The organism is Polynucleobacter sp. UK-Mo-2m-Kol15, from assembly GCF_018881505.1.
Classification (GTDB): Bacteria; Pseudomonadota; Gammaproteobacteria; order Burkholderiales; family Burkholderiaceae; genus Polynucleobacter.
This window is the reverse complement of record NZ_JACVQC010000001.1, coordinates 585,485-607,868: the sequence shown is the minus strand read 5'-3', so window position 1 is coordinate 607,868 and position 22,384 is coordinate 585,485. Positions and strand designations below refer to the sequence as shown.

Genomic DNA, 22,384 nt, shown 5'->3' with positions numbered 1-22,384 from the left:
TTTTATCTTTGAAGCCCCCGCCTGACCCTGAGCTTCCCTATGCGGGCACTGCAACCCATAGTCATGACATTAATAAATAGCCTTATTTCTTTTTTGACTTTGTTGTAGCACTATTTTTTTGTGTTGACGAAAACTGACTCACACCCTCCACACTCCTCTCAAAATTTACAAACGAGTCTGCCATTGCCGCACGAATCATTTCAAAATTCTGAAGCGCAGTATGAAATGAGGTTTTGAATGCAGAGGTATATGGCTCGGTTCCTGCCGGAGCATTCTGAGTAGCCTCATTTACAAAATGAATTAAGTCATGCTGTGATTCCTTAATCATCGATTCCGCAATCTTTTTAAGCTCCTTATTTCCGCTAGCCAAGGCTTGAAAAAGTTGAGCTTGGTAATTTGCCACTTCTTTTGCGGCATCTTGTAAGACCTCAGCGTGGACAGAATCAAAGGCCATCTTTGGATCCTGAGTTTTCATGAGGTCTGCCACCTTGGCCTGAAATCGAGAAGAAAGTTCTTGTGCGGCGCGCTGATTTAGTTCGGCAATCTCCTGGGCACTTGTCAGTGCTGCCTGTCCTACTGCTTGGGCAGCCTTCATACCCCTGGTCTGATTTGCCATTGCACCTAAATCAAATGGATTCTTACTCATTTATATTCCCTTATTCAATCAGCGATTATTTCAATCTACTCCCGAATGATGGGTATGAAGATAGAGAAATACCACTAGAGCCCTACAGAAATGCAAAAGAGCGCCCTCGGACGCTCTTTTATGCTGTTAACTGATTTGAGCTGCTTTAACGTACAACAATATTCGAGCTTTGACGCAACTGAGACAAAAACTCATATTGCTTTTTTTGCAGCAAGCCATTGCGAATTGCCGCCTTAGCCTGTTCAAAAGTAGGCGGCTTACTCGACTTTTTATCCTCTAGCTTAATGAGGTACCAACCCTGGGGCATCTGAATTGGCGCCGGAGAAACCTGGCCTTTAGAGAGGGTAACAAGAACATTTGCAATTTGCGGCAAAGTCTGCCCCGCTTGCACCCAACCTACAGCTCCACCCTGAACTTTATTTGGCGCCAAGGAAATGCTTTTGACAACCTTATCAAATGACTCACCCTTTTTAGTTCTAGCCAAAGCGGCTAGTGCCTCAAGCTCAGTAGCCACAACAAGATCGCTAACCTTGTATTCAATGATCATGCCCTGTGGCCCTAATGAAGCAATCTCGCGGTTGTACTCCGCCTGGACGTCAGCATCAGTCACCGGGTTTTTCGACATAAACGTCGATAACTCTAAGTCAGCTAAATAGTTTTGACGGATAAAAGCTAACTGAGTATTGGCTTTATCAGAATCAGCTAAGCCATTTTTCTCTGCTTGCTGCGATAAAAGTGAAATTTCAATTATCTTTCCAAGGACGGCATTACGAAGCTCAGGAGAATCTTTTTGACCTTGAGACAATGCCGCCTGAATGCCCTGCTCGACCATATCGTTAGAGATGATCACCCCATTCACTGAGGCGGCAGCGTTAATCGGCAATGAATTCTGAGAGTGGGCAATTGTCACAAAACTTAAGGTAATTGCAGTACTTAAAAGAAAACGGATGTAATGTAATTTCATGAGTAACTCTTTCTAAAAAGTAATAGTTGCTGGAATTGGTTCAAATGGTGCAACCGAATCCGTACTCTGCGCTTCAGCCTGTGCCTCTCCATCCGGCCTTTGGAGGTAGCGCGCATCGAAGGGTATATTTGGCTTCTGAGTTACAGGCGGAGGCTCTAAGTAAACTGGGCCGGCTGGAGTCTCTATCGGCGCAATGGGCTGGCTATTGAATTCCTTTATTTGAGCCGGAGTGTAAGGGGAGAATGTTTGTGCAATAGCGGTAATGGGGAGAATAAAGCCGAAGACTATCCCTGAAATAGCAGCGGATCTGTTTTGGGTGGAAATAGACATAAGTCTTTCTAGTTAAAAACTGATTTTAGAGCTAAAAGGCTTTAAGCTATCATGCAAAAAAGGTATCCTGAAATATCGAGTCCTACTCATTTCATTTCGATGACGATACCAACCCCATGTGCCGAGAGTGCTAATGAGCCTAGTAATGGCATTGATTATCTCATTCGCCCAATCCAAATAAATGACAGAGAGCGCATTATTGGACTATTCAAGCATCTCTCACCTGAGAACCGTTACCTCAGATTTGCTCATGCAATCACCAAGCTTCCAGATGACTTTCTAGATGACATCTTGCATTTAGACTACAAAAAAGAAATGGCTTTGGTAGCGGTAATTCAAGCCCAAACTGAGTCAGAAGAAATTATCGGCATTTCTCGTTATGTAACCCCACCTAATCGAGGTCTTTGTGAATTCTCTCTGAGCGTAAGTGATGCTTATACCGCCCATGGTATTGGCACTCATTTGATGCTTGACCTCATTGCGCATGCAAAAGAAAATGGATTGCAAGCTATGGTTGGATATGTCTTAAGTAAGAACCTAAAAATGTTACATCTGGTCTCTGATTTGGGGTTTCGAATTACCAATCCCGACGATGATCCTGAGTTCAAAATTGTCACCCTAGATCTAGAAGAAAAATCATCATGAGTAAATCTAATCAAATTCATTCGGAATCATCAATCCTAATCTTGATTGATTTACAGGGACGTCTGATGCCCGTAATTCATGAAAGTGAATCGGTACTCACTCAATGCATCCGCACTGCCAAGATCGCCCAATTACTGGAGATTCCGATTATTGGAACAGAGCAAAGTCCAAAAAGTCTAGGCAGCAATCTCGAATCCATTAAATCCTTTTGTAGCAAAACAATTAGCAAAGAACATTTCAATGCTTGCGCCGATGGCCTAGTTCAGGCGATACCCACTAGCCGTAAGCAATGCATTTTAATGGGGTGCGAAGCGCACGTTTGCCTAATGCAAACGGCACTCAAACTGATTGATGAAGGTTACGATGTGTCGATCGTAGTTGATGGTGTTGGCTCACGTCGAGACCTTGACAAGCAAATTGCGCTTAATCGACTACAAATTACAGGAGCACGACTCATTACAGCAGAGATGCTCGGATTTGAGTGGTTAAAGACAGCCCAAAATCCCGTATTTAAAGAAGCTATTGCGCTTCTAAAATAATAGGACTGTGCGAGCGAGACTTTATTTGCTATTCTGCAGCATCACCTAAAGGATTCTCATGACGAATGACACGCAAACCCAAAACGACGAAGATTTTGACTATGGGTGCGAATGCGCCATGACCCTCTTAAATGAGCCCACGGAAGATTGTTTAAATGATCTGATTGATGAGCTTGATGAAGATGGCATGATCGCAACTGAGGTTGTCTATGGTCTATTAGCAACCATCCTCATGAGCCTTACTTCCGAAGATGAAGAGGATGAGGAAGCTTAATAAATAATCTAGCCTGAGATTTGAAGGGCAAATTGATCCATTGCGTTTGCCATGGCGAGATCTAAATCAGTCAAAGCCTTCATCGAATGGGTGCTTAAGCGCACTGATACTGTGTTCCAAGAATTAGACCAATCTGGATGGTGATCTAGCTCCTCGGCTTTATTTGCACATAGAGTCATAAACTCAAATGCGCCTTTGAAATCCTTAAATACAAAAATCCGTTCCAACTCTTGAGTAGCCCGATTTACATGCCAATCAGGCAATATTGTTGCAAAGTCAAAATCATTTGCAAGGGGATTAGGTTTATACAACTGGAGCCTCCACACTTTTTGATAGCTTCAGTAAATCTTCAGGGTACAGCCAGCGCCACTCACCTTCTGCCAAATCAGCAGGCATAGAGTATTGCCCAATTTCAGTACGGTGAAGCTTGGCAACATGGTTACCCACGGCAGCCATCATTCGCTTCACCTGGTGGTAACGACCCTCAACAATAGTCATTGCTAATACATTCTCGCTGAGCTGCTTGCAAGCTGTCGCAAAACAGGGTTTTGGATCATCATCCAGAATGACGCCATTTAGCAAGTGGTCAATCTCTTGTTGAGTAATCGGCTCAGAGGTAGTGATCTCATATATCTTGCCAATATTTTTCTTGGGTGTAGTCATCTTATGAATAAACTGACCATCATCAGAAATTAAAATTAAACCAGTGGTATCAAAGTCCAGACGGCCAACACATTGCAAACCCCGCTCTACGAAAGGTTTTGGTAGCAAACTATAGATACTCGGATGATGCGTAGTCTTATGAGAGCACTCATAGTTGGGAGGCTTGTTAAAAGCGATATAAGCCTTTTCATGAAACTCCCAATCCTTACCCTCTACGTTCAGCATCAGTCCTTCAATGGAAATTCGCTCTTCTGGATCCTCTGCCAGAACACCGTTCACCTTGACAAGGTCGGCATAGACTAAATCGCTGCAATAGCGTCTAGTGCCAAAGCCCTGACTAAACAATATTTTTTCTAAAGAGATTGGTTTGGCCATATGCTGCCGAGAATACTACAAAGCCAGCCTACTATGCGACTGTAAAATGAAGTCATTATTATTAGCATGACTCCATACTTCGATCCCCACTAACACCAATATGCTCTCAAGCCCAGTCCCTCGAAAACCCCTCCATACCCGTGAAATTACTTTTCAAGGCTACGCTCGAGACGATGGCTTATGGGATATTGAAGGGCATTTACGCGATTTCAAATCTCAAGCCTTTACTACCAGCGGTAAAACTTGGGATCCAGGTCAAGCCTTTCATGATATGCGGGTTCGTCTTACCGTAAACACGGAGCTAGTCATTCAAGCTATTGAAGTGGCAATGGATAGCCATCCCCATCCAGAGTGCCCACAAGTCATTCCGCCGATGGAATCCCTGATTGGAGCGCGTCTTGGTCAGGGTTGGCGTAAAACTATCAACGAACACCTAGGGGGTATCAAGGGCTGTACCCACTTACGAGAGCTGCTCAACAATATTGCTACAGCTGCTTTTCAATCTATCCCTGGAGCGCTATTTGACCCAGATGAAAACAAGCCACCACTCTATTTAGGAACCTGTAAATCTTGGGATTTTGACGGGCCTGTAGTGATGCGCGCTTTTCCCAAGTTTTACAAGTGGAGGGGCTAATTTTTTATGCTAGGTCGGTGAATCACTGTCCCGGCAAAGGATTGCTGTACAGGCATTATTTCTAAGACATTAATATTCACATGACTGGGCAATGTTACCGTCCAATAAATTGCCTCAGCAATATCATGAGGACTTAATGCCTGGACGCCTTCATAGACTTTTGCTGCCTTAGCATCATCACCTTTGAAGCGAATATTAGAATATTCCGTACCGGAGCTCAAGCCTGGCTCAATACAGGTAACACGGAGAGGGGTTGCCGCTAAATCAGCACGTAAATTTAAGCTGAATTGATTTACAAATGCTTTTGTTGAGCCATATACATTGCTACCAGGGTAAGCATAGGATCCAGCAACAGAGCCAATGTTAATAATGTGTCCGCACTTACGCTCCACCATTCCAGGCAAAAAGGCGCGAGTCATATGCACCAGCCCCTTGATATTAGTATCAATCATGCGATCCCAGTCCGAAAGAATAGCTTGATGTGCTGGCTCTAACCCTAAAGCTAGTCCTGCATTATTTACCAGCACCGTCACCTTAGCAAACTCAGTTGGCAAGATCGCAGCCAACCCGTCAACCTGAGCGCTATCGCAAATATCAACAGCTAGAACTAGTAATTTTTTCTGGTGCTCCATAGGGAGTGAGGCCTTTAAAGCCTCCAAGCGCTCCACCCTTCTACCCACAGCAATTACTTGATGGCCATTGGCTAGAAACCGTTTTGCAGTGGCCTCTCCAAAACCGGCAGTGGCCCCAGTTACTAATACGGTATGTTTCATAATTTTTCTGCTTATTTTTGTCATTGACTAAGTCATTTAATATTAACGCTTATATGTCATTCTGGCGAAATCTTACCCATCCACTGATTCCACTAATTCTAGTGGGGCTAGTGGGCAATGCTGTAGGTGACGAAAGCAAGTTCTCAGGGGGATTTTTAAATCTAGAGAAAACCGCTGATCAGTATTCAAGTCAACGAGTACTAGAGTTTTGGGGATATCACAATACTACTGGCGAGCAAGTCCAGAATGACACGCTAAAGCTGCGCTATTACCAACCCCTTGCCTTTGATCAATGGCGCGGCACTATGCGACTCGATACCTCCTACGTCTCCACCTATGGCCCCACAGTTCCAGCGCAATCATCTGGTACCTATAACGCCGGCAATACGATGCTGACCGTCTGGGGAAATCACCCTAGCATTCTAAAAAATTGGGAAGGTACACTGGGTGGTCGAATTATTTTTCCGTTTGGCAATAACGGTCAATGGGCTGCCGGCCCTCAAATAGGTACGGTATATGTGCCAAAACAGGGGGATAACTCGCGTCTCTCAGACTTTTCACCACTAGTGAGATACATGTACGGATTTGTAAGTAAGGGCAACTCTTTAACCAATACCCCAAATCAACCGCCCTTAGTTCGTAATCTCAATATTTTCCCGACACTAGGATTTAATCTTTCCCCTGATACTCAAATTCGATTTTGGGATGAGAACGCTATTACCTGGAATACTGGTGGGGGTGGAGGCTGGTTTGTTCCGATTGACGCCATGATCACCCATCGCCTCAATAAAAGTTTTTTATTTGCGGTCGGAGCTAGCAAGCAAGTTGTACAAAGCTACCCTGTTTATGACTGGTCTTTTTACGGCAAGCTATCGTTTAATTTTTGATCAACAACTGATCAATAACTTAGTCTTGATTCACTAGAAAATTGTTGTCGATAGTTGCCGCCTTTGACTTCAGCAAAGCCCCTACCAACCAACTCTGAAAATCTTCGGTATGCAGATTCATATTCTTACGAATATTTTCAAGTGCTGGCGTAGCTGCGATCCACTGATTTACCTTAAACATCTCCTGGCTGCGCCACTCCAACAACTTGTACTTTAGAAGGACCTTGGCGCCATGGCGGGCATTGCGTTCCGGATCACTTGAGAGGTAATCGAGACGGGATTTTGCAATCCCAATTGACTTCTGTACATCAGTAAATGGCTTGCCATGCCCTGGAATAACTAAGCGAACTGGGAGTCCTTCAATCAGCTCCAGCGTCTGTGCCACCTCTTCGAAGCCACCTTCACCCCAAAGCTCGGGAAAGATAACCCCAAAACCTTCTTCCCATAGAGCATCAGCAGAAATTAAAATTTGATACTCCTCCTGGTAAAGCATGACCGAACGATTGTCATGACCAGGAGCAGCAAGAATTTGCCAGCGATAAGGGCCTAAGACAACTTCTTCACCGGAGACAAGTAAGGCTTGATGACTGAAACGCGGGCAGTCTTGTCCCAACTGCCGGAAGCTGAGTAAATTTTCATCCCAATCTTGCACTGCAATTGCCTCAGCTTCTGGTATCGATATCTCACAATCAAATACTTCTGATAAAGCTGCGTTACCGCCACAATGATCCGAATGCAGGTGGGTATTCAGCACTTTATTGAGATTTTTTAAGCCATACTGTTGAATCGCATTAGAGACTAAATCAACCGTCATTTGCTGATGAGCACAGTATCCAGTATCAACCAAAGAAACATCATCATCGCCGAATAGAAAAATATTATTTGCCGACAACCACCCACGTTCGAAGATATCGATCCCAGGTGGCAGTAAGTAATTTCCGATTCGCTTTTGAGGCACGTCAGTTTTTCTGTGAAGTAAGCTCAAGCTTTTGAATATCAAAGTGCTGTTGTTGCAAGCGCTGCAATAAATCAGCGTAGACCTTAGGATCCAGTTGAGGTGTTCTTGATAAAACCCATAGATACTCTCTACTCGGATCACTGACGACGGCTAATTGATATTGTGGATCTAAATCAATCACCCAGTAATCGCCCCACACCATTGGCAAAAATGAAAGCCATTCTGGAGCAAAGCGCACCTCGAGCTTTGGTGAATCCTTAGCACCAATTTGACGAGCTAAGCCCTCTGCCTCGGAAGTCTCTCCGCCCACAGTTTTGCAGCTATTGAGCACTCGCAGATTACCATCAGGCTTAGCGGTATATGCGGCCTTGGTATTCGAAATACACTTTTTCTGGAACCAGTTCGGAAACTTTGCAATCTCGTACCAAGTGCCTAGATAGCGAGGGACATCTAGAGAGGGGATGGTTTTCACAGCCTGATTATCCTGCTGAGCTAATGCCTGAAAAGAGGCAAGACTAATCAGCAATAAACCCAATGTAGAAATGAATGAAGTTCGAAGATACAAAAACAGAGTCATAGAAGAAATTATCTTTAAATGGTGAATCGACTACTCAAAAGCCGACGAATATAAGGAATCCTACAACATAACAGCAATAGCAAAACTACTGCATAGATTGTCACGGCATCAAGATCATTTTTTCCTGCCTTATGCCACCAATAATGGAGGATCGCAGTACAGGCAATCAGGTAGATGAGTCGATGTAATTGGGCCCAACGACGACCCAATTTTCTTTGAGCCCAATGAGTAGAGGTCCAAGCTAGTGGAATCAACAATATCAAGCTGATAAATCCCATCGTGATAAATGGGCGTTTCAGAACATCTTTTAGCATCTCTACTAAATCAAAATTTTGATCAAGCCAAAGCCAAATTACAAAATGTAGGGATGCGTAGAAAAAACTAAATAAGCCCAGCATTCTCCGATACCGAATCCACCCCACTGAATTTGTCAACAAACGCAGGGGCGTCATTGCTAAGGTCAGGCATAAGAAAACTAAGGCCCAGGTTCCTGTTGAACGCGTAATGAATTCAACTGGATTAGCGCCTAAATCATGAGTTAAATCCAGCCAAATCAAACGATCTAGAGGTAACAGCGCTAACAGAAAAATGAATAACTTCATCAAACCTAACTTAGCAAGAGTATCAATAGAATTTCTTTAAATCCATACCGGAATACATACTTGCCACTTGATCGCCATAACCGTTAAACATTTGGGTTTTTATTTTCGGAGCAAAGATACCCTTTGGATCACCAATGCGCCGCTCGGTAGCTTGACTCCAGCGTGGGTGATCTACCAAAGGATTCACATTTGAGTAAAACCCATACTCACGCGCATCAAACTGACTCCAACTTGTCTTGGGCATCTCCTCTGTCAAACGAATCTTTACTATCGACTTGGCGCTCTTAAAACCATATTTCCAGGGCACTACAATCCGAACCGGGGCGCCATTTTGCTTTGGCAACATCTCTCCATAAAGACCGAATGTCAGCAAAGTCAAGGGATTCATGGCCTCATCCAAACGCAAACCTTCGCGATAAGGCCACTCAATAATTTTGCTCCTCAGACCCGGCATTTGCTTGCGATCTGCTAGTGAAATAAATTCCACATACTTGGCGGAACCTAAAGGCTGAACCTGATTCAGTAATTTAGATAAAGCGTAGCCATCCCACGGAATGACCATCGACCAACCTTCAACGCAGCGCATACGATAAATGCGCTCCTCCATTGGGGCAAGTTTTAATAATGCATCAATATCTAAGGTCATGGGCTTTTTAACCAAACCTTCAATCGAGATAGTCCATGGACGAGTCTGTAAACTTTCAGCATAAGCGGCTGGATCGGATTTATCTGTTCCAAACTCATAGAAGTTGTTATAGCTAGTCACGTACTGATAGCTAGTTGCCTCATCTTTCAGAATAAAGTTTGGATTAGGCGTGGCAATTAATTTTTGAGGGTTGCTTGCAAGCGCATCACGGGAGAACCAGGGTGCAAGTGCGAGACCAAATGCTCCAGCAGCTGCGCTTTTAATTAATTCGCGACGCCCTTCAAAAACTGCCTTAGGGGTAACTTCCTGCGAAAGTCGCTTCAGATCATTTGTGAACATATCCATCTCTCCTTGCTAGATACAATAAAGTGCTGTCGAGGTGACTATTCTCCTACGCTTAAGGATTTATTGCTTAAGCGGACTCTAGGGGAGTGGATTTAAACCATCACTCACCTATTTACCAATCCACTGGAAATATCAGTGAGGCATTAAAAAAGGCAAACCAGGTGGTTTGCCTTTTTTGTGAAGCTAACTAACCTTACGCTACCGGCACTGCCTTTAAGATGCCATTGAGGGTTACGCTTGGACGCATGACTGCTTTGCATTTCTCAGGATCTGCATAAAAGTAACCGCCGATATCTACAGGCTTGCCCTGCACCGCCTTGAACTCGGCAATAATTTTTTGCTCGTTATCCGATAAAGCTTTGGCAATTGGTGCGAAATACGCCTGCAATTCTTTATCTTCAGTTTGCGCAGCCATAGCTTGAGCCCAGTACATAGCCAAGTAGAACTGGCTGCCACGGTTATCCAAGTCGCCAGTACGAGGTAATGGTGACTTATTATTGTCAAGTAATGTGCCTGTTGCTTCATCAAGAGCGCGAGCCAAAATTTTCACTTTTTGGTTACTTGTTTTATCGCCGATATCTTCCAAGGAAGCTGCCAAAGCCAAGAACTCACCCAAGGAATCCCAGCGCAGGTGGTTCTCTTCAACCAGTTGCTGAACATGCTTTGGAGCAGAGCCGCCTGCACCAGTTTCAAAAAGTCCGCCACCTGCCATCAAGGGCACGATAGACAACATTTTTGCGCTAGTGCCAAGCTCCATAATTGGGAACAAGTCCGTGAGGTAGTCACGTAAGATATTGCCGGTCACAGAGATCGTATCTTTACCGCGGATGATGCGCTCTAATGTATAACGCATTGCACGAGTCTGAGACATGATTTGAATATCTACGCCAGTGAGGTCATACTCTTTTAGATAGGCCTGCACCTTCTTAGTGATCTCAGCCTCGTGTGGACGATACTCATCTAGCCAAAAGACAGCTGGAGTACCTGACAAACGTGCACGATTTACTGCTAACTTCACCCAGTCGCGAATCGGGGCATCCTTAACCTGGCACATACGCCAAATATCACCCTCTTCTACATTTTGCTCAAGTAATACTGTGCCGTCATCTGCAACAATGCGGGCAACTCCAGCTTCAGGTATTTCAAAAGTCTTATCGTGTGAGCCGTACTCCTCCGCCTGTTGAGCCATCAAACCTACGTTCGGCACAGTACCCATAGTCGTTGGATCAAAGTTACCGTGAGTTTTACAGAAGTTAATGATCTCTTGGTAAATGCGGGCAAAGGTACTCTCTGGAATTACTGCTTTAGTGTCATGTAAGCGACCATCAGCGCCCCACATCTTCCCGCCGACACGAATCATCGCTGGCATCGATGCATCAACAATCACATCGCTTGGAGAATGGAGATTAGTAATACCTTTAGCAGAGTCAACCATCGCCAGTGCTGGACGGTGCTCATGACAAGCATGCAAGTCCTGAATGATTTCTTCGCGCTTGGATTCTGGTAGAGATTGAATCTTATCGTACAGATTACTCATGCCATTATTTGGATTCACGCCCAACTCTTCAAATAGCTTGGCATGCTTTGCAAATGCATCTTTGTAAAAGATTTTTACAGCATGACCAAATACGATTGGGTGTGAGACCTTCATCATGGTTGCCTTCACATGCAAGGACAACATCATGCCAGTCTTATAAGCATCTTCGATTTCTTTCTCATAGAACTCGCAAAGTGCTTTTTTACTCATATACATACTGTCAATAATTTCGCCAGCAATCAATGAAACTTTTGGCTTGAGAACGATGGTCTTACCACTCTTGGTTACCAAGTCCATCTTCACATCACATGCCTTCGTTATCGTCATTGACTTCTCACCTGCATAGAAGTCGCCGCCATGCATATGGGATACATGGGTGCGGGATGCTTGGCTCCACTCACCCATGGAGTGTGGATTCTTGCGGGCATAACGCTTAACTGCGTTTGGGGCACGGCGATCGGAGTTGCCTTCTCGCAATACCGGGTTTACTGCGCTTCCCAAACACTTGGAATAACGCGCACGAATCGCTTTTTCAGCATCATTCTTAGGATCATCTGGAAAGTCAGGGATTTTGTAACCCTTAGACTGCAATTCTTTAATAGCGGCAAGCAATTGCGGAACTGAAGCGCTGATATTGGGTAACTTGATGATGTTGGTGTCCGGCAATAAAGTCATGCGACCGAGCTCAGCCAAATTATCGGGAACCCTCTGTTCAGGGGCTAAACAATCAGAGAACTCTGCCAAAATACGTGCCGCAACAGAAATGTCGCTAGTCACAATCTTCACTCCAGCTGGCGCTATAAAAGTACGAATGATTGGCAAAAATGCACAGGTCGCCAATGATGGCGCTTCGTCTGTTAGCGTGTAAATGATCTTTGATTTCTCTGAAGCCATTGATGTTTCCTCGATATTGATAAATATTAGGGTTCGACCTCATACCGAACCTCTCTCGCATTCCGCACGCAGCACTTCAGGCGCTTTTGGCCGTCTTGGGTGCAACTTCTCGCACTGGACTGAGACTTCCATTCTAAATCATCGACACCCCTAATTTGGGTGGTTTTAGGCACCAAATTCCCTGAAGTGAGTCAATTTAAGGGAATCCACCAAGATAAGCTCATGTCCACTTACATCGTAAACTGGAGTACATGAGTGATAAGCACCCCCTGCTGAACAAAAACCTCGCACTGCTAATCCTCTGCCAAGGCTTGTTTTTGACTAATAACGTAACGTTTATAGCCATCAATGGTTTGGTTGGACTCAGCCTAAGCCCAGCCTCCTGGATGGCTACCATCCCCGTGATGGGCTACGTTGTAGGCAGCGCTTTCTCAACGACAATCGTAGCGAAATCCCAAAATCACTTTGGCCGGAAGATCTCCTTTCAAATTGGCTTATTAGTAGCAGTCTTTTCTGCATTGATTTGCGCCTATGCCGCCATGTCCAAAAACTTCTGGCTCCTAGTGCTCGGCACCTTTATTGCGGGCTACTACAGCGCTAACGGGCAACTCTATCGATTTGCTGCAGCTGAGCTGACAGTGGTCAGCCAAAGGGATAAGGCAGTCTCTTGGGTTCTGGCAGGTGGAATGTTAGGTGCCATTGTGGGGCCTAACCTAGCCTCATGGACTAGAGATCTCTTTGATACTGCATTTTTAGGGGCCTATATCGCCCTCTCGATAGCCGGCTTTATTGGCATCATTGTGATGCAGTTCATCCACTTTCCAGAAGAGTTCAAGACTCAGCACTCACTCTCGGCTGGCAGGGATCTCAAAACTCTACTTCGACAGCCTGTCTTTATGGTTGCTGTGATCGGCGCCTCTTTGGGTTACGGTGCTATGAACTTGCTCATGGCAGCTACGCCACTTGCAATGCAAATTTGTGGACTTCCTTTTTCTGATACTGCGCTGGTATTGGAATGGCATGTGATTGGCATGTTCGCGCCCGGGTTTTTTACTGGCTCACTCATTGAGCGATTTGGCACACTCAAGATCATGGGCGTTGGGGTCATTCTCACTATTTTGTGTATTGCTATAGCACTCACCGGTGTCGAATTTCATCAATTCTTGATTGCACTATTTCTCTTAGGCGTGGGTTGGAATTTTTTATTTACTGGCGCCACCTCATTGGCAATGACGGCCTACCAACCCGAGGAACGAGATAAAGCTCAGGCTGCTATCAACTTCTTTGTCTTTGGGACCATGGCATTTACCTCTTTTGGCTCTGGAACGCTCATCACCACTCAGGGCTGGAACATTCTGAACTTTGGATCTCTACTAATGATTACCGTTACGGCAGGTGCTTTGATTTGGCTCGGCGCCAATCAGAAGAAGTCTCTTACCAACTCTGCAAATTAAGAAGCCTTGGCTAAAGGCAAATTAAAGAGTAGATTTTGTGGCTTCAGCTTGAGCTGCTTCTCATCATTCATGGCAATACCCATATAAACCGGCTTACCGGCCTGAGATTGCATAACAGCAGTCTCATCGATAAAGTCTAGGCGAAATAAACAAATCACCTTTTCAAGTGCATCAGAGTCTACTGACTCTTTGTTGTAGAGCTTATTTAAAATATCTGTCGCAGCAGCATCAAGACCAACATGCCAGGACCATTTAGGATCAGTGATTTGCTGCATTGGGGTAATACGCACTTGAGCACCTAAAAAGTGTTGCACCCATTTTTCCAGGACGCGGCAAAAATGATTGATAGGCGGCTGACTAAAGTTAAGCTGGACTGCAAAGTCATGGTCCTCATTCTTGTCCCAATAGAGATCTGCATTCTCTTCATGCAATACATCCAAATCGATAGATCGCATAGACATCGATTTGCCCTTGAGTAGATCCATGATATTGCCACTCTCACCAGCCTGAGCATTGCGGGTAACCACCTCATCATCCGCGCTCATCACTACTCCATCTTCTAACACAGTAATCTTCTGAGCTCGAAAGAAGAGCTCACCCATACGTGCATCCAAGGGATGGCAATCCTCACCTAAGATATGTCGAATAAATATTTGCGCTAGCTGAGATATAAATAAAGGTGGCACATCCACACCATCACCCTTAAACAAGCTCATGTAAAAGTTTTCTAAAGAGCTGGCAGCCAATAACTTGGCTCGATACCTGAGCCAAACTTGATAATTCACCTGAATATCAGAATCCGCCATTCCAGCAATCTCCTGATCAGAGATGGCTGCACGCGGGCTATCACTCAAGCGCTTATGGAGAGCACGCTCCACATCACAAGATTCGGGAACCAGATTTAATTCTGGGCGCAATAAATAAGTACGTAGAAAATCATCCGTCACCAATAATTGCCTATCCGAACCTACGGTAAGGGTTTTATAAGCAGAATGGGGCCAGAAATTTGTCATGTTGGTTTGCTCGAACAAAAAGATTAGGCTCAGAATATACTAGCCCTTCAATTTCAGCCAAAGAGGAAGAGAAACATGAGTGAACTCCAAAAAATAGATACCGTTGTTGGTGAAGGCGCAGAAGCGGTCGCCGGCAATCATGTGGATGTACATTACACCGGATGGTTATTTGATGACAAAGCCCCTGATCACAAGGGTCAAAAGTTTGATAGCTCCCTAGATCGTGGCCAGTTATTTAGCTTTCCTTTGGGAGCCGGTCATGTCATTAAGGGCTGGGATCAGGGCGTACAAGGCATGAAGATTGGCGGCAAACGTACCCTTATTATTCCCTCTGAAATGGGTTATGGTGCTCGCGGTGCTGGTGGGGTGATACCTCCAAATGCAACACTCGTATTTGACGTTGAGCTACATGGAGTAAATTAAGTTAAGCCCTACATCATCACCTGCAAGTAATAAGGCCACTCAATGAGTGGCCTTTATCTTTCTGGGTGAGACACCGCAGATCTTATGAGCGTAGATCTTTGCCGTTCAAAGTCAATTTGTTGGGTGTTGCTGGTTGACATAAACTGATCAAGCGATTTCTTTCGGCCATTACCTTATCGGTATAACCACCGTCATTATCTGCATTTGCGGCGCCGACATAGTATTTCAAGCCATTGCGCAATGAGCCGCTTGTTGCAATCAAATACTTCAAGATATAAGCACCCACCCGAATATTGACTTCAGGCTTCACTGCATCGGAAGCTCCACCATATAAAGCATATTTATCTTGATGAATCGCAGTCATCACCTGCATTAAGCCTTCGGCGCCAGCATGACTTTTTATCAGCGGATTGAAGTTTGACTCTACCGAAATCACTGCAAGCAACAAGATTGGATCAATGTTGACTTCTTTAGCAATCAATACTGTCTTGGAAACATACTCTTCAATCTTAGCGCGGTCTAACTTGTACTTCTTCTCAAAGAAGTCAGCAACAGCACGTTGATTTTGAATAGAAACCATCAGCTTTGAATCCAAGGCTTGAGGGTCAATTTTTGATGTGGGAATGCGATCAGATAAGTGAGAGATTGGCTTTACCTGAGCATGAGCTACCGAAGGCATCAAGAGCGCAACTGTTTGCTGCTTTGCACTCATCAGCCCGCTATGTGGGACAGCGGATGCTTTGCCATAGATTACATTGGCGATCTCTTTATCAGCAATCGTATTTGGAGCGTCCTCCTGGTATTGATCGAGCACCCCAAAACCAGTTTGCCAAACGATATGTCGGGCTTCATCTGGAACTAGGATGCGGGCCAAATCAAATGCGCCCGCTTGAGTGCCGTTACCAGAAAGCCAGAGGCCTACGATCATGAAAACAGTCACGATCAATAAACCATTCATCACCCGATAGACCGGAGAGAGTGCATGAGCCAGTAAAGCCCTGGCCTTAAGTCTTGCAGTCCGCGCAAGTTGCATGTCACTCGATGTATTAGAAAAACATTTAATCATTTATAGTCTTGCAGCCCAACGAAAATCAAGATACAGATTTATGCTGCGGTGCAATAAGTAAAAAACATGAGTCATCCTAAGAAGGTTCTTATATCAAGTCAAGAATAAAGAATGTCATTTCCATAACTAATTGATATTGAATTAAGGATGATCCCTAATATAGCAGTCAAAGTTGATATTTAATCCTTTAATTTCAATAACTTAAAGAAGTTAGTGAGGACTTATTTCATATAATAAAAAAGTGCCGAAAATCGAATTTTTTCGCTATTTCTTACACTCAAAAGTGAGGTCTAACCCATACATCTAGTATTTATCAGCTTTGAATTTTCTACCGGTAGTGTTATTTACACCATCACCTCCAGCTGAACATCCACTGCTCCTCACCCTTTTAATTGAATTAAGCGCAGAGATAGATGGCTCTCAAACCCATATAAATACTAGCTATAGAGCTAACATAAATACCCAATGTGGGCAAAACTTTTACTACCACTTGGGACACTCATTACACTGACATGCAATGAAATTCCTGGTTAAGCTCCTCCTACTCAGCTCACTTTGGCTACCACTGAGTGCATCCGCCCTCTTTGATCAATGCAAAGATCTGTTCCCAGCCCAACAAATACCGAGCTCCACTCAGACGGGTCGAGATCTTTGTTTCGATGATTTTGCAATCTACTATTCGCCTAGCGATAAAAAGCCCATTTACACCGTTGAAAAGCTCAATGGCGAGCAACTCCAGGCAACTCGCCCTCGGCGCACCAATCAGTTTTATGAGGAAGCCAGGCTCCCCTTCAGTGAACGCGCCCTTCTGGCTGACTATCGCGGCAGTGGTTATGACCGAGGTCATAACGTTCCAGCTGGTGACATGACACGGGAACGGGGGATGGCACAGTCTTTTTCATTAGCAAACATGATGCCGCAAGCCAGGCAAAACAATCAGGGCATCTGGGCAAAAAGAGTCGAAGAGCCTACTAGGATGTATATCAAGCGCGCAGCAGGCGACGTGTATGTATTTACTGGGTCAGTTGGGAACCTAGGCAGCATTGGTAAAAGCAAGGTCACCATACCGAGCCATATTTATAAGCTAGTCTATGACCCTAATAAAAAATTGGCTTGGGCTTATTGGCTTGAGAACACAGATGATGCAAAAATGAGTGCGCCGATTTCCTATGCTGAACTTGTTCAGAAAACAGGTATCAACTTTCATTTGCCTAATGGTCTTAGTGACAATTCCGCCATTACAGCGGCTGCGACAGGTGGCTGGTATCCCATCTTTTTTGACGAATACTCGCCAGAAAAGGTGGCTAGCATCATCTCGAATATCAAATCTGGAAAAGTTGCTAGCGTACAAATTCAATATGACCGCAATCTAGTTTTAGCTCAAAAGCTAGCAGATGAGATTTGGGCACAAAGCGCATTAAAAGCCACGCCCACTCAAAGCAGTCCGCCGGACTCACCCAATGTGAGCTATGAACGCAATCGGGTAATAGCTATAGTTCGTCCCAAATAAATCTTTGCTAATTGCGGGTGCGGGGAGCAATTCCATGAGCCCGCTGGATGGGGGCCAATAATCCCCGTAAGCCATTGTGATCCAGAGTGTGCATCAACTCTAGCAACTGACCAAGTTCGCCCTTAGGAAATCCTTCACGGGCAAACCACGCCAAGTAATTCCCAGGCAAATCTGCAATTGCACGGCCAGCATGCTTGCCAAACGGCATTTTCATTGTGACCAGCTTTACGAGGGCTTCTGAATCCATAAGCCTGATCTTACAAGCTCACGCAAATCTCAACAGCAAAAAAATAGGGGTATTTTCTCAATTGAGAATTATTCTCATCTACTGTATATTGAGAATCATTCTCAATTACTTTTACTAACTACCCCACTATGAAAATGACTATTAAAAGACTTGTTGCCTTTAGCATCCTATTAGCTACCGCCCTGCACTTCTCATTCGCGAATGCGGGTGAAGGTGTATTTGGATGGATTTATACCCTCGATCTTCAGCCAAAGGGCAAGCTCGAGTTTGAGCAGCGCTTACAACTAAATAAACAGCAAGCAGCTGGCACATACGATGCCTGGACCGCAAGAACAGAGTTGGAATACGGTCTAACTAATAATTTACAAATTGCTGGCTATATTAATTCTTACTACACCAGTGCAAATCAGAATTACACCAATCCAGAAGCTTGTGATGGTAGTTCAAGCTGTACAGGTGGCTATGGGGTACCATCAAGTCATGACCCCGCCACCCCTTATAGGAAAAGTGGCATTGAAGGCGGCTCCTTAGAAGCTATCTATAGACTAACCAATCCGGTGACGTCACCCGTTGGCGTTGGCCTTTATTTAGAGCCTAGCTGGGGAAGAAACAAAGATGAAATCGAAGCGCGCCTCCTGTTGCAATCCAATTTCATTGATGATCGACTGGTCTTAGCGGGTAACGTTGTTGTAGCAAATGAACGTTTGAAGTTTATTGAGAATGGCAATGTACCTGAATCGATGCTCGACTTTCTTATTGGCGCCAGCTATAGATTTGCACCCAAATGGTCCGCTGGTGTTGAGGCACGTTTCCATAATGACTACTCAGAATTAAATTTACGAAATCAAGTGCAACGCGCAACATTTGTTGGCCCCAACATGCACTATGCTGCAAAAGACTGGTGGGTCACCGGTGCTTGGCGCTATCAACTCAAAGGTGGTACATGCATGGGTGGCGGCGAAGCTGAATGCTCCAATGCGCGCGTTTGGGATAGTCATTCAGTGAATGAATTCATTGTCAAAGTTGGATTTCCTTTGAACTAAAGAGGAAATATGATCTGGCAACCAAACCCCTTATTTATTCTCGGTCTAGCTGCAGTAAGCTTGCCGATAGTTGCACATGCCAAGATTTATGTATCCATTGAACAGGCCCAAAAGTCGCTCTCACCCAATCAATCACTTGTTAAAAATCCCATCATCATTACAGATGAGCTGCAAAATAAAATGCGCTCAGTCTCCAGTATTCGACACCCCTTTCAAGGAGATCGCATTTGGAGAGCTGCAGATGGTTCTTGGTTCATTGTTGATGAGGTGGTTGGTAAACATGAAATGATTACTTATGCAGTAGCGCTCAGTTCATCAGGCGAAGTGACTGGAATAGAGATTCTAGAATACGTGGAATCTTATGGTTATGAAGTAGCTGAAGTCCAGTGGCGTAAACAGTTCATTGGCAAAACGGTAGCAGACCCCATTAAGCTAAATCAAGATATCCAAAATATCGGTGGTGCCACCTTATCCTGCAAGCATCTCACCGATGGCATTAAGCGGGTTACAGTTTTATATGACCTTGCCCTAAAAAGTCAGAACACCATTTCAAGAGTCAGATGATTCGCTGCAAACCACTCTTAGGCACCTTCGTAGAAATCATGATTGAAGATTCAGTGCAATCAGAACAGGCGTTAAAGGAGGCCTTTTTAGCCATTGAACAAGTGCAAGCTTTAATGAGCTTCCATAATTCAGAGAGTGAGCTCTCTCAAATTAATGCTAGATCTTATATAGAGCCCATTCATATTCACCGCTGGACATCTGAAGTGCTTGCTCTTGCAAAGGAGATTTATCATCACTCTGGGGGAATATTCAATTGTGGCATTGGGCATTGCCTAGTAGAGGCGGGTCTACTTCCTAGACATTTGAAAATGAACAATTACCCATTTGGAGGCATTGAAGATCTCGAGTTTTTGGAGTCGCACTTAGTTTGCTCCAAACTACCACTCCGTCTTGACCTTGGTGGCATTGCTAAAGGCTATGCAGTAGATAAAGCAGTTGAAGTTTTGATCTCCAAGAATATTCAGACTGGGTTAGTAAATGCTGGTGGTGATATGCGAGTCTTTGGAGATCGCACTCAAAATATTCAAATCAGAAATCCTTCGAACCCTCATGAACTTATTCAGATTGGCAGCATTAAGGCTGGCGCGATTGCAACTAGCGGGCTCTACTTTGCAAAACGCGATATTCACTCAAATAGTTTTATCGTCAATCCCTTCAATCATGAGCATATTGAATTTTCAGAGTCATATTCGGTAATTACAAGCGAATGTGTCCATGCGGATGCCTTAACCAAGGTGGTCAGTATTTCAGGGAATATGCGACATCCCTGTTTGAACCACTTTTCTGCCCAAGCGATCAGAATCTCAGATACGCTCACCCCATGAAAAATACCAGTCGCCTTGGCAAGATGCCAGCATGGCAAAGATATTTTGTTCTAGCCGGCATGTTGGGTTGCTCCCTCACCGGTACAGTCTATTTACTTGGCCATGAATTCCATATTCAACGCACTTTATTAGGCGCTCACTCGGTATTAGTGTGGCATGGAATCACGGCCATATTTGCTACGATCTCCCTAGGCTCAGTCTTGCCCTTTCACTTAAAGGCAGGCTTAAAGTCTAAGAAGAAGTTGTGGAGTGGAATAAGCCAATTGATCTTCTTAAGCACTTTATTAATATCCGGAGCCTTGTTGTACTACGGTCCAGCAGAAATTCGAGATACAACTATTGCAGCACACTGGATGATTGGCCTTGCTTTCTTTGTCGTCTTTTTACTGCACGGGGTTTATTCAAATAAATAAGGCGCATTGAGTTTTATTCCTCAATACGCCTAAATCAAACTGAAGATTCTTTACTTAGATCAGGAGTCTTTTCCTGATGCAGTTCCGCAAGAATTAATTCCTAATATTGGATAGGCTGGACAGAAGCGAAATATCCCAGTAGCCATCGGAATTAGTCCGAGCCAGGCCCACCATCCTAGGACACCAGTAGCTGCAAGTGCGACCAACACAATACCTACTGAGATTCTTAGAATACGATCGATACCACCGACGTTACATTTCATGTTGAACTCCCCTTAAAAACGATTAAATAATGCATTGCTATTATTTCTTACAGTAATGCTTGTAGAGCAAACCCATTACAGAGATAGCAATCTGACTAGAGAGGGAGTAATAGATTTGCTTACCCTCCCTACGCGTTTTAACTAACCTCTCTTTACGTAATATGGTGAGTTGCTGCGAGAGAGTTGGCTGATGTAAATCTAGTGCAGTCTCTAACTCACCAACACATTTTTCAGCCTGACCGATCTCACATAAGAGCATCATGCGATCGCGATTAGACAAGACCTTCATCAGCTTGCAGGCATCATCTGCCGATGACTGCATCTTCTTTAATTCTGCTTTGGAGATAGACATATTCATTACTATTTCTCAATCAGAGTGCATTTAAAGGAATTTTTAAATATGCAACTCCATTACTATCTGCCTCAGGAAAATGGCCAGCCCGTATATTGACCTGAATAGAGGGCAAGATTAATGTGGGCATATCTAAAGTTTTATCTCGTGAAGTACGCATCTGTACAAATTGTTCCTCGCTAACACCATCATGTACATGAATATTATTTGCCTTCTCATCGGCAACAGTACTCATACCAGTAGCGGGGCGCTTATTTGGTGGGTAGTCATGGCACATATACAACCTAGTCTCACCTGGATAAGACAAGATCTTTTGAATAGAGCGATAGAGCAACTTCGCATCACCACCCGGAAAATCACAGCGAGCTGTGCCAACATCTGGCATAAACAAGGTATCCCCCACAAAGATCGCATCACCAATCTCATAAGCCATGCAGGCTGGTGTATGACCAGGTACAAATAAGGCCTTTAAAGAAAGATTGCCGAAGTGGAGTGACTCATTCTCTTTTAATAAGCGGTCAAATTGCTTGCCATCAGCCTTAAAGCGATCATCTAAATTGAAGATACCTTTAAATACAGACTGTACATTGGTAATGTGATCACCAATCACCAACTTACCACCTAGATGGCTCTGCAAGTAAGGGGCAGCTGTTAAATGGTCTGCATGGGCGTGGGTTTCCAAAATCCAACTTACCTGCAGTTGGTGAGTTTTAACAAAGGCAATGACCTCATCGGCAGATTTGGTAGTAGTTCTACCCGATTTTGGGTCATAGTTCATTACTGAATCAATAATGACGCAAGGGCTGCCTTCATCCTCATAAACTACATAGGTGTAGGTCCAAGTTCCCGGATCAAAAAAGTCTTTGATGAGTGGAGTGTGCTTTGTAGTCAAGATATTTTCCTAGGTATACAAATATTATATA

At 44.3% G+C, this 22,384-nt stretch carries 29 protein-coding genes; 12 read left to right on the top strand and 17 right to left on the bottom strand.

The genetic code is table 11. The features are described 5' to 3' along the window. Window positions 1-82: 82 nt before the first annotated feature. The 3 genes from ICN43_RS03295 to ICN43_RS03285 form a co-directional block, all read right to left on the bottom strand. On the bottom strand, window positions 83-646 hold the full coding sequence (locus ICN43_RS03295; RefSeq protein WP_216197182.1) for a phasin family protein: 564 nt from the start codon (window positions 644-646) through the stop codon (window positions 83-85). Between the two features lie 145 nt (window positions 647-791). Further along, window positions 792-1,610 (bottom strand): peptidylprolyl isomerase, encoded by an 819-nt coding sequence (locus tag ICN43_RS03290; RefSeq protein WP_216197181.1) that lies wholly within the window; start codon window positions 1,608-1,610, stop codon window positions 792-794. A 12-nt stretch (window positions 1,611-1,622) separates the two neighbouring features. Next, window positions 1,623-1,940, bottom strand: coding sequence for a hypothetical protein (locus ICN43_RS03285; RefSeq protein WP_216197180.1), 318 nt, complete (start codon window positions 1,938-1,940; stop codon window positions 1,623-1,625). Window positions 1,941-1,991: 51 nt separating this feature from the next. On the opposite strand from ICN43_RS03285, the gene ICN43_RS03280 reads away from it, so the two are divergent. The 3 genes from ICN43_RS03280 to ICN43_RS03270 are packed head-to-tail and all read left to right on the top strand — an operon-like array spanning window position 1,992 to window position 3,398. Continuing rightward, entirely contained in the window at window positions 1,992-2,585 is a 594-nt protein-coding gene (locus ICN43_RS03280) for a GNAT family N-acetyltransferase (RefSeq protein ID WP_216197179.1), read from the top strand. Continuing rightward, the gene (locus ICN43_RS03275) at window positions 2,582-3,124 is read left to right on the top strand and encodes an isochorismatase family protein (RefSeq protein ID WP_216197178.1); all 543 of its coding nucleotides are present in this window, start codon (window positions 2,582-2,584) and stop codon (window positions 3,122-3,124) included. The genes ICN43_RS03280 and ICN43_RS03275 overlap by 4 nt, the downstream gene beginning before the upstream one ends. 58 nt (window positions 3,125-3,182) lie before the next feature. Continuing rightward, window positions 3,183-3,398 (top strand): hypothetical protein, encoded by a 216-nt coding sequence (locus ICN43_RS03270; RefSeq protein ID WP_216197177.1) that lies wholly within the window; start codon window positions 3,183-3,185, stop codon window positions 3,396-3,398. Between the two features lie 8 nt (window positions 3,399-3,406). Here the strand turns inward: ICN43_RS03270 and ICN43_RS03265 are convergent, their stop codons facing one another. Both ICN43_RS03265 and ICN43_RS03260 read right to left on the bottom strand, forming a co-directional pair. Further along, window positions 3,407-3,709 (bottom strand): 4a-hydroxytetrahydrobiopterin dehydratase, encoded by a 303-nt coding sequence (locus ICN43_RS03265; protein ID WP_216197176.1) that lies wholly within the window; start codon window positions 3,707-3,709, stop codon window positions 3,407-3,409. After that, window positions 3,702-4,436 (bottom strand): pseudouridine synthase, encoded by a 735-nt coding sequence (locus ICN43_RS03260; protein ID WP_216197175.1) that lies wholly within the window; start codon window positions 4,434-4,436, stop codon window positions 3,702-3,704. Before ICN43_RS03260 ends, ICN43_RS03265 begins: the two co-directional genes overlap by 8 nt. Before the next feature lie 100 nt (window positions 4,437-4,536). Here ICN43_RS03260 and ICN43_RS03255 point away from each other — a divergent pair, with 100 nt between their 5' ends. Continuing rightward, entirely contained in the window at window positions 4,537-5,070 is a 534-nt protein-coding gene (locus tag ICN43_RS03255) for a DUF2889 domain-containing protein (protein WP_216197174.1), read from the top strand. Here ICN43_RS03255 and ICN43_RS03250 read toward each other — a convergent pair. Continuing rightward, complete coding sequence (locus ICN43_RS03250) at window positions 5,067-5,843, bottom strand: SDR family NAD(P)-dependent oxidoreductase (protein ID WP_216197173.1); 777 nt, start codon at window positions 5,841-5,843, stop codon at window positions 5,067-5,069. The genes ICN43_RS03255 and ICN43_RS03250 overlap by 4 nt on opposite strands. A 53-nt stretch (window positions 5,844-5,896) precedes the next feature. Between ICN43_RS03250 and ICN43_RS03245 the strand changes: the two genes are divergently transcribed. Further along, window positions 5,897-6,730, top strand: coding sequence for a hypothetical protein (locus ICN43_RS03245; RefSeq protein WP_255533402.1), 834 nt, complete (start codon window positions 5,897-5,899; stop codon window positions 6,728-6,730). 19 nt (window positions 6,731-6,749) lie between these two features. On the opposite strand, the gene ICN43_RS03240 is transcribed toward ICN43_RS03245, so the two are convergent. The 5 genes from ICN43_RS03240 to ICN43_RS03220 form a co-directional block, all read right to left on the bottom strand. Then, window positions 6,750-7,688, bottom strand: a complete 939-nt coding sequence (locus tag ICN43_RS03240) for an MBL fold metallo-hydrolase (RefSeq protein WP_216197172.1) — start codon at window positions 7,686-7,688, stop codon at window positions 6,750-6,752. 1 nt (window position 7,689) lies between these two features. Beyond that, on the bottom strand, window positions 7,690-8,265 hold the full coding sequence (locus ICN43_RS03235) for a lipocalin family protein (protein WP_216197171.1): 576 nt from the start codon (window positions 8,263-8,265) through the stop codon (window positions 7,690-7,692). A 14-nt stretch (window positions 8,266-8,279) separates the two neighbouring features. Next, window positions 8,280-8,867 carry a sulfite oxidase heme-binding subunit YedZ gene (locus ICN43_RS03230; RefSeq protein ID WP_216197170.1) on the bottom strand — a complete coding sequence of 196 codons (588 nt, stop codon included), beginning with the start codon at window positions 8,865-8,867 and terminating at the stop codon, window positions 8,280-8,282. Between the two features lie 22 nt (window positions 8,868-8,889). After that, window positions 8,890-9,852 carry a protein-methionine-sulfoxide reductase catalytic subunit MsrP gene (gene msrP / locus ICN43_RS03225; RefSeq protein ID WP_216197169.1) on the bottom strand — a complete coding sequence of 321 codons (963 nt, stop codon included), beginning with the start codon at window positions 9,850-9,852 and terminating at the stop codon, window positions 8,890-8,892. Between the two features lie 199 nt (window positions 9,853-10,051). After that, on the bottom strand, window positions 10,052-12,289 hold the full coding sequence (locus ICN43_RS03220; RefSeq protein ID WP_216197168.1) for an NADP-dependent isocitrate dehydrogenase: 2,238 nt from the start codon (window positions 12,287-12,289) through the stop codon (window positions 10,052-10,054). Between the two features lie 272 nt (window positions 12,290-12,561). Here ICN43_RS03220 and ICN43_RS03215 point away from each other — a divergent pair, with 272 nt between their 5' ends. Beyond that, window positions 12,562-13,743: an MFS transporter gene (locus ICN43_RS03215; protein WP_216199869.1), complete on the top strand. Its 1,182-nt coding sequence runs from the start codon at window positions 12,562-12,564 to the stop codon at window positions 13,741-13,743. Here ICN43_RS03215 and ICN43_RS03210 read toward each other — a convergent pair. Then, entirely contained in the window at window positions 13,740-14,756 is a 1,017-nt protein-coding gene (locus ICN43_RS03210) for a DUF6352 family protein (RefSeq protein ID WP_216197167.1), read from the bottom strand. The genes ICN43_RS03215 and ICN43_RS03210 overlap by 4 nt on opposite strands. 75 nt (window positions 14,757-14,831) lie before the next feature. On the opposite strand from ICN43_RS03210, the gene ICN43_RS03205 reads away from it, so the two are divergent. Beyond that, window positions 14,832-15,179, top strand: a complete 348-nt coding sequence (locus ICN43_RS03205) for an FKBP-type peptidyl-prolyl cis-trans isomerase (protein ID WP_216197166.1) — start codon at window positions 14,832-14,834, stop codon at window positions 15,177-15,179. Window positions 15,180-15,261: 82 nt separating this feature from the next. Here ICN43_RS03205 and ICN43_RS03200 read toward each other — a convergent pair whose 3' ends face one another. Continuing rightward, complete coding sequence (locus ICN43_RS03200; RefSeq protein ID WP_216197165.1) at window positions 15,262-16,245, bottom strand: transglycosylase SLT domain-containing protein; 984 nt, start codon at window positions 16,243-16,245, stop codon at window positions 15,262-15,264. Between the two features lie 517 nt (window positions 16,246-16,762). On the opposite strand from ICN43_RS03200, the gene ICN43_RS03195 reads away from it, so the two are divergent. After that, window positions 16,763-17,755: a DNA/RNA non-specific endonuclease gene (locus tag ICN43_RS03195; protein WP_216197164.1), complete on the top strand. Its 993-nt coding sequence runs from the start codon at window positions 16,763-16,765 to the stop codon at window positions 17,753-17,755. Between the two features lie 7 nt (window positions 17,756-17,762). On the opposite strand, the gene ICN43_RS03190 is transcribed toward ICN43_RS03195, so the two are convergent. Then, window positions 17,763-18,002: a DUF3820 family protein gene (locus ICN43_RS03190; RefSeq protein ID WP_216197163.1), complete on the bottom strand. Its 240-nt coding sequence runs from the start codon at window positions 18,000-18,002 to the stop codon at window positions 17,763-17,765. Window positions 18,003-18,130: 128 nt separating this feature from the next. Between ICN43_RS03190 and ICN43_RS03185 the strand changes: the two genes are divergently transcribed. Genes ICN43_RS03185 through ICN43_RS03170 form a run of 4 tightly spaced genes read left to right on the top strand, consistent with a single transcriptional unit; the run spans window position 18,131 to window position 20,846 of the window. Then, complete coding sequence (locus tag ICN43_RS03185; RefSeq protein ID WP_216197162.1) at window positions 18,131-19,045, top strand: DUF6662 family protein; 915 nt, start codon at window positions 18,131-18,133, stop codon at window positions 19,043-19,045. Between the two features lie 9 nt (window positions 19,046-19,054). Continuing rightward, complete coding sequence (locus ICN43_RS03180; protein WP_216197161.1) at window positions 19,055-19,609, top strand: FMN-binding protein; 555 nt, start codon at window positions 19,055-19,057, stop codon at window positions 19,607-19,609. After that, the gene (locus ICN43_RS03175) at window positions 19,606-20,433 is read left to right on the top strand and encodes an FAD:protein FMN transferase (protein WP_216197160.1); all 828 of its coding nucleotides are present in this window, start codon (window positions 19,606-19,608) and stop codon (window positions 20,431-20,433) included. The genes ICN43_RS03180 and ICN43_RS03175 overlap by 4 nt, the downstream gene beginning before the upstream one ends. Continuing rightward, window positions 20,430-20,846, top strand: a complete 417-nt coding sequence (locus ICN43_RS03170) for a hypothetical protein (RefSeq protein WP_216197159.1) — start codon at window positions 20,430-20,432, stop codon at window positions 20,844-20,846. Before ICN43_RS03175 ends, ICN43_RS03170 begins: the two co-directional genes overlap by 4 nt. A 59-nt stretch (window positions 20,847-20,905) precedes the next feature. On the opposite strand, the gene ICN43_RS03165 is transcribed toward ICN43_RS03170, so the two are convergent. Genes ICN43_RS03165 through ICN43_RS03155 form a run of 3 tightly spaced genes read right to left on the bottom strand, consistent with a single transcriptional unit; the run spans window position 20,906 to window position 22,353 of the window. Beyond that, entirely contained in the window at window positions 20,906-21,109 is a 204-nt protein-coding gene (locus ICN43_RS03165) for a DUF2892 domain-containing protein (protein ID WP_216197158.1), read from the bottom strand. Window positions 21,110-21,149: 40 nt separating this feature from the next. Further along, complete coding sequence (locus tag ICN43_RS03160) at window positions 21,150-21,467, bottom strand: metalloregulator ArsR/SmtB family transcription factor (protein ID WP_370623147.1); 318 nt, start codon at window positions 21,465-21,467, stop codon at window positions 21,150-21,152. 13 nt (window positions 21,468-21,480) lie between these two features. Continuing rightward, complete coding sequence (locus ICN43_RS03155) at window positions 21,481-22,353, bottom strand: MBL fold metallo-hydrolase (RefSeq protein ID WP_216197157.1); 873 nt, start codon at window positions 22,351-22,353, stop codon at window positions 21,481-21,483. Window positions 22,354-22,384 lie beyond the last annotated feature (31 nt).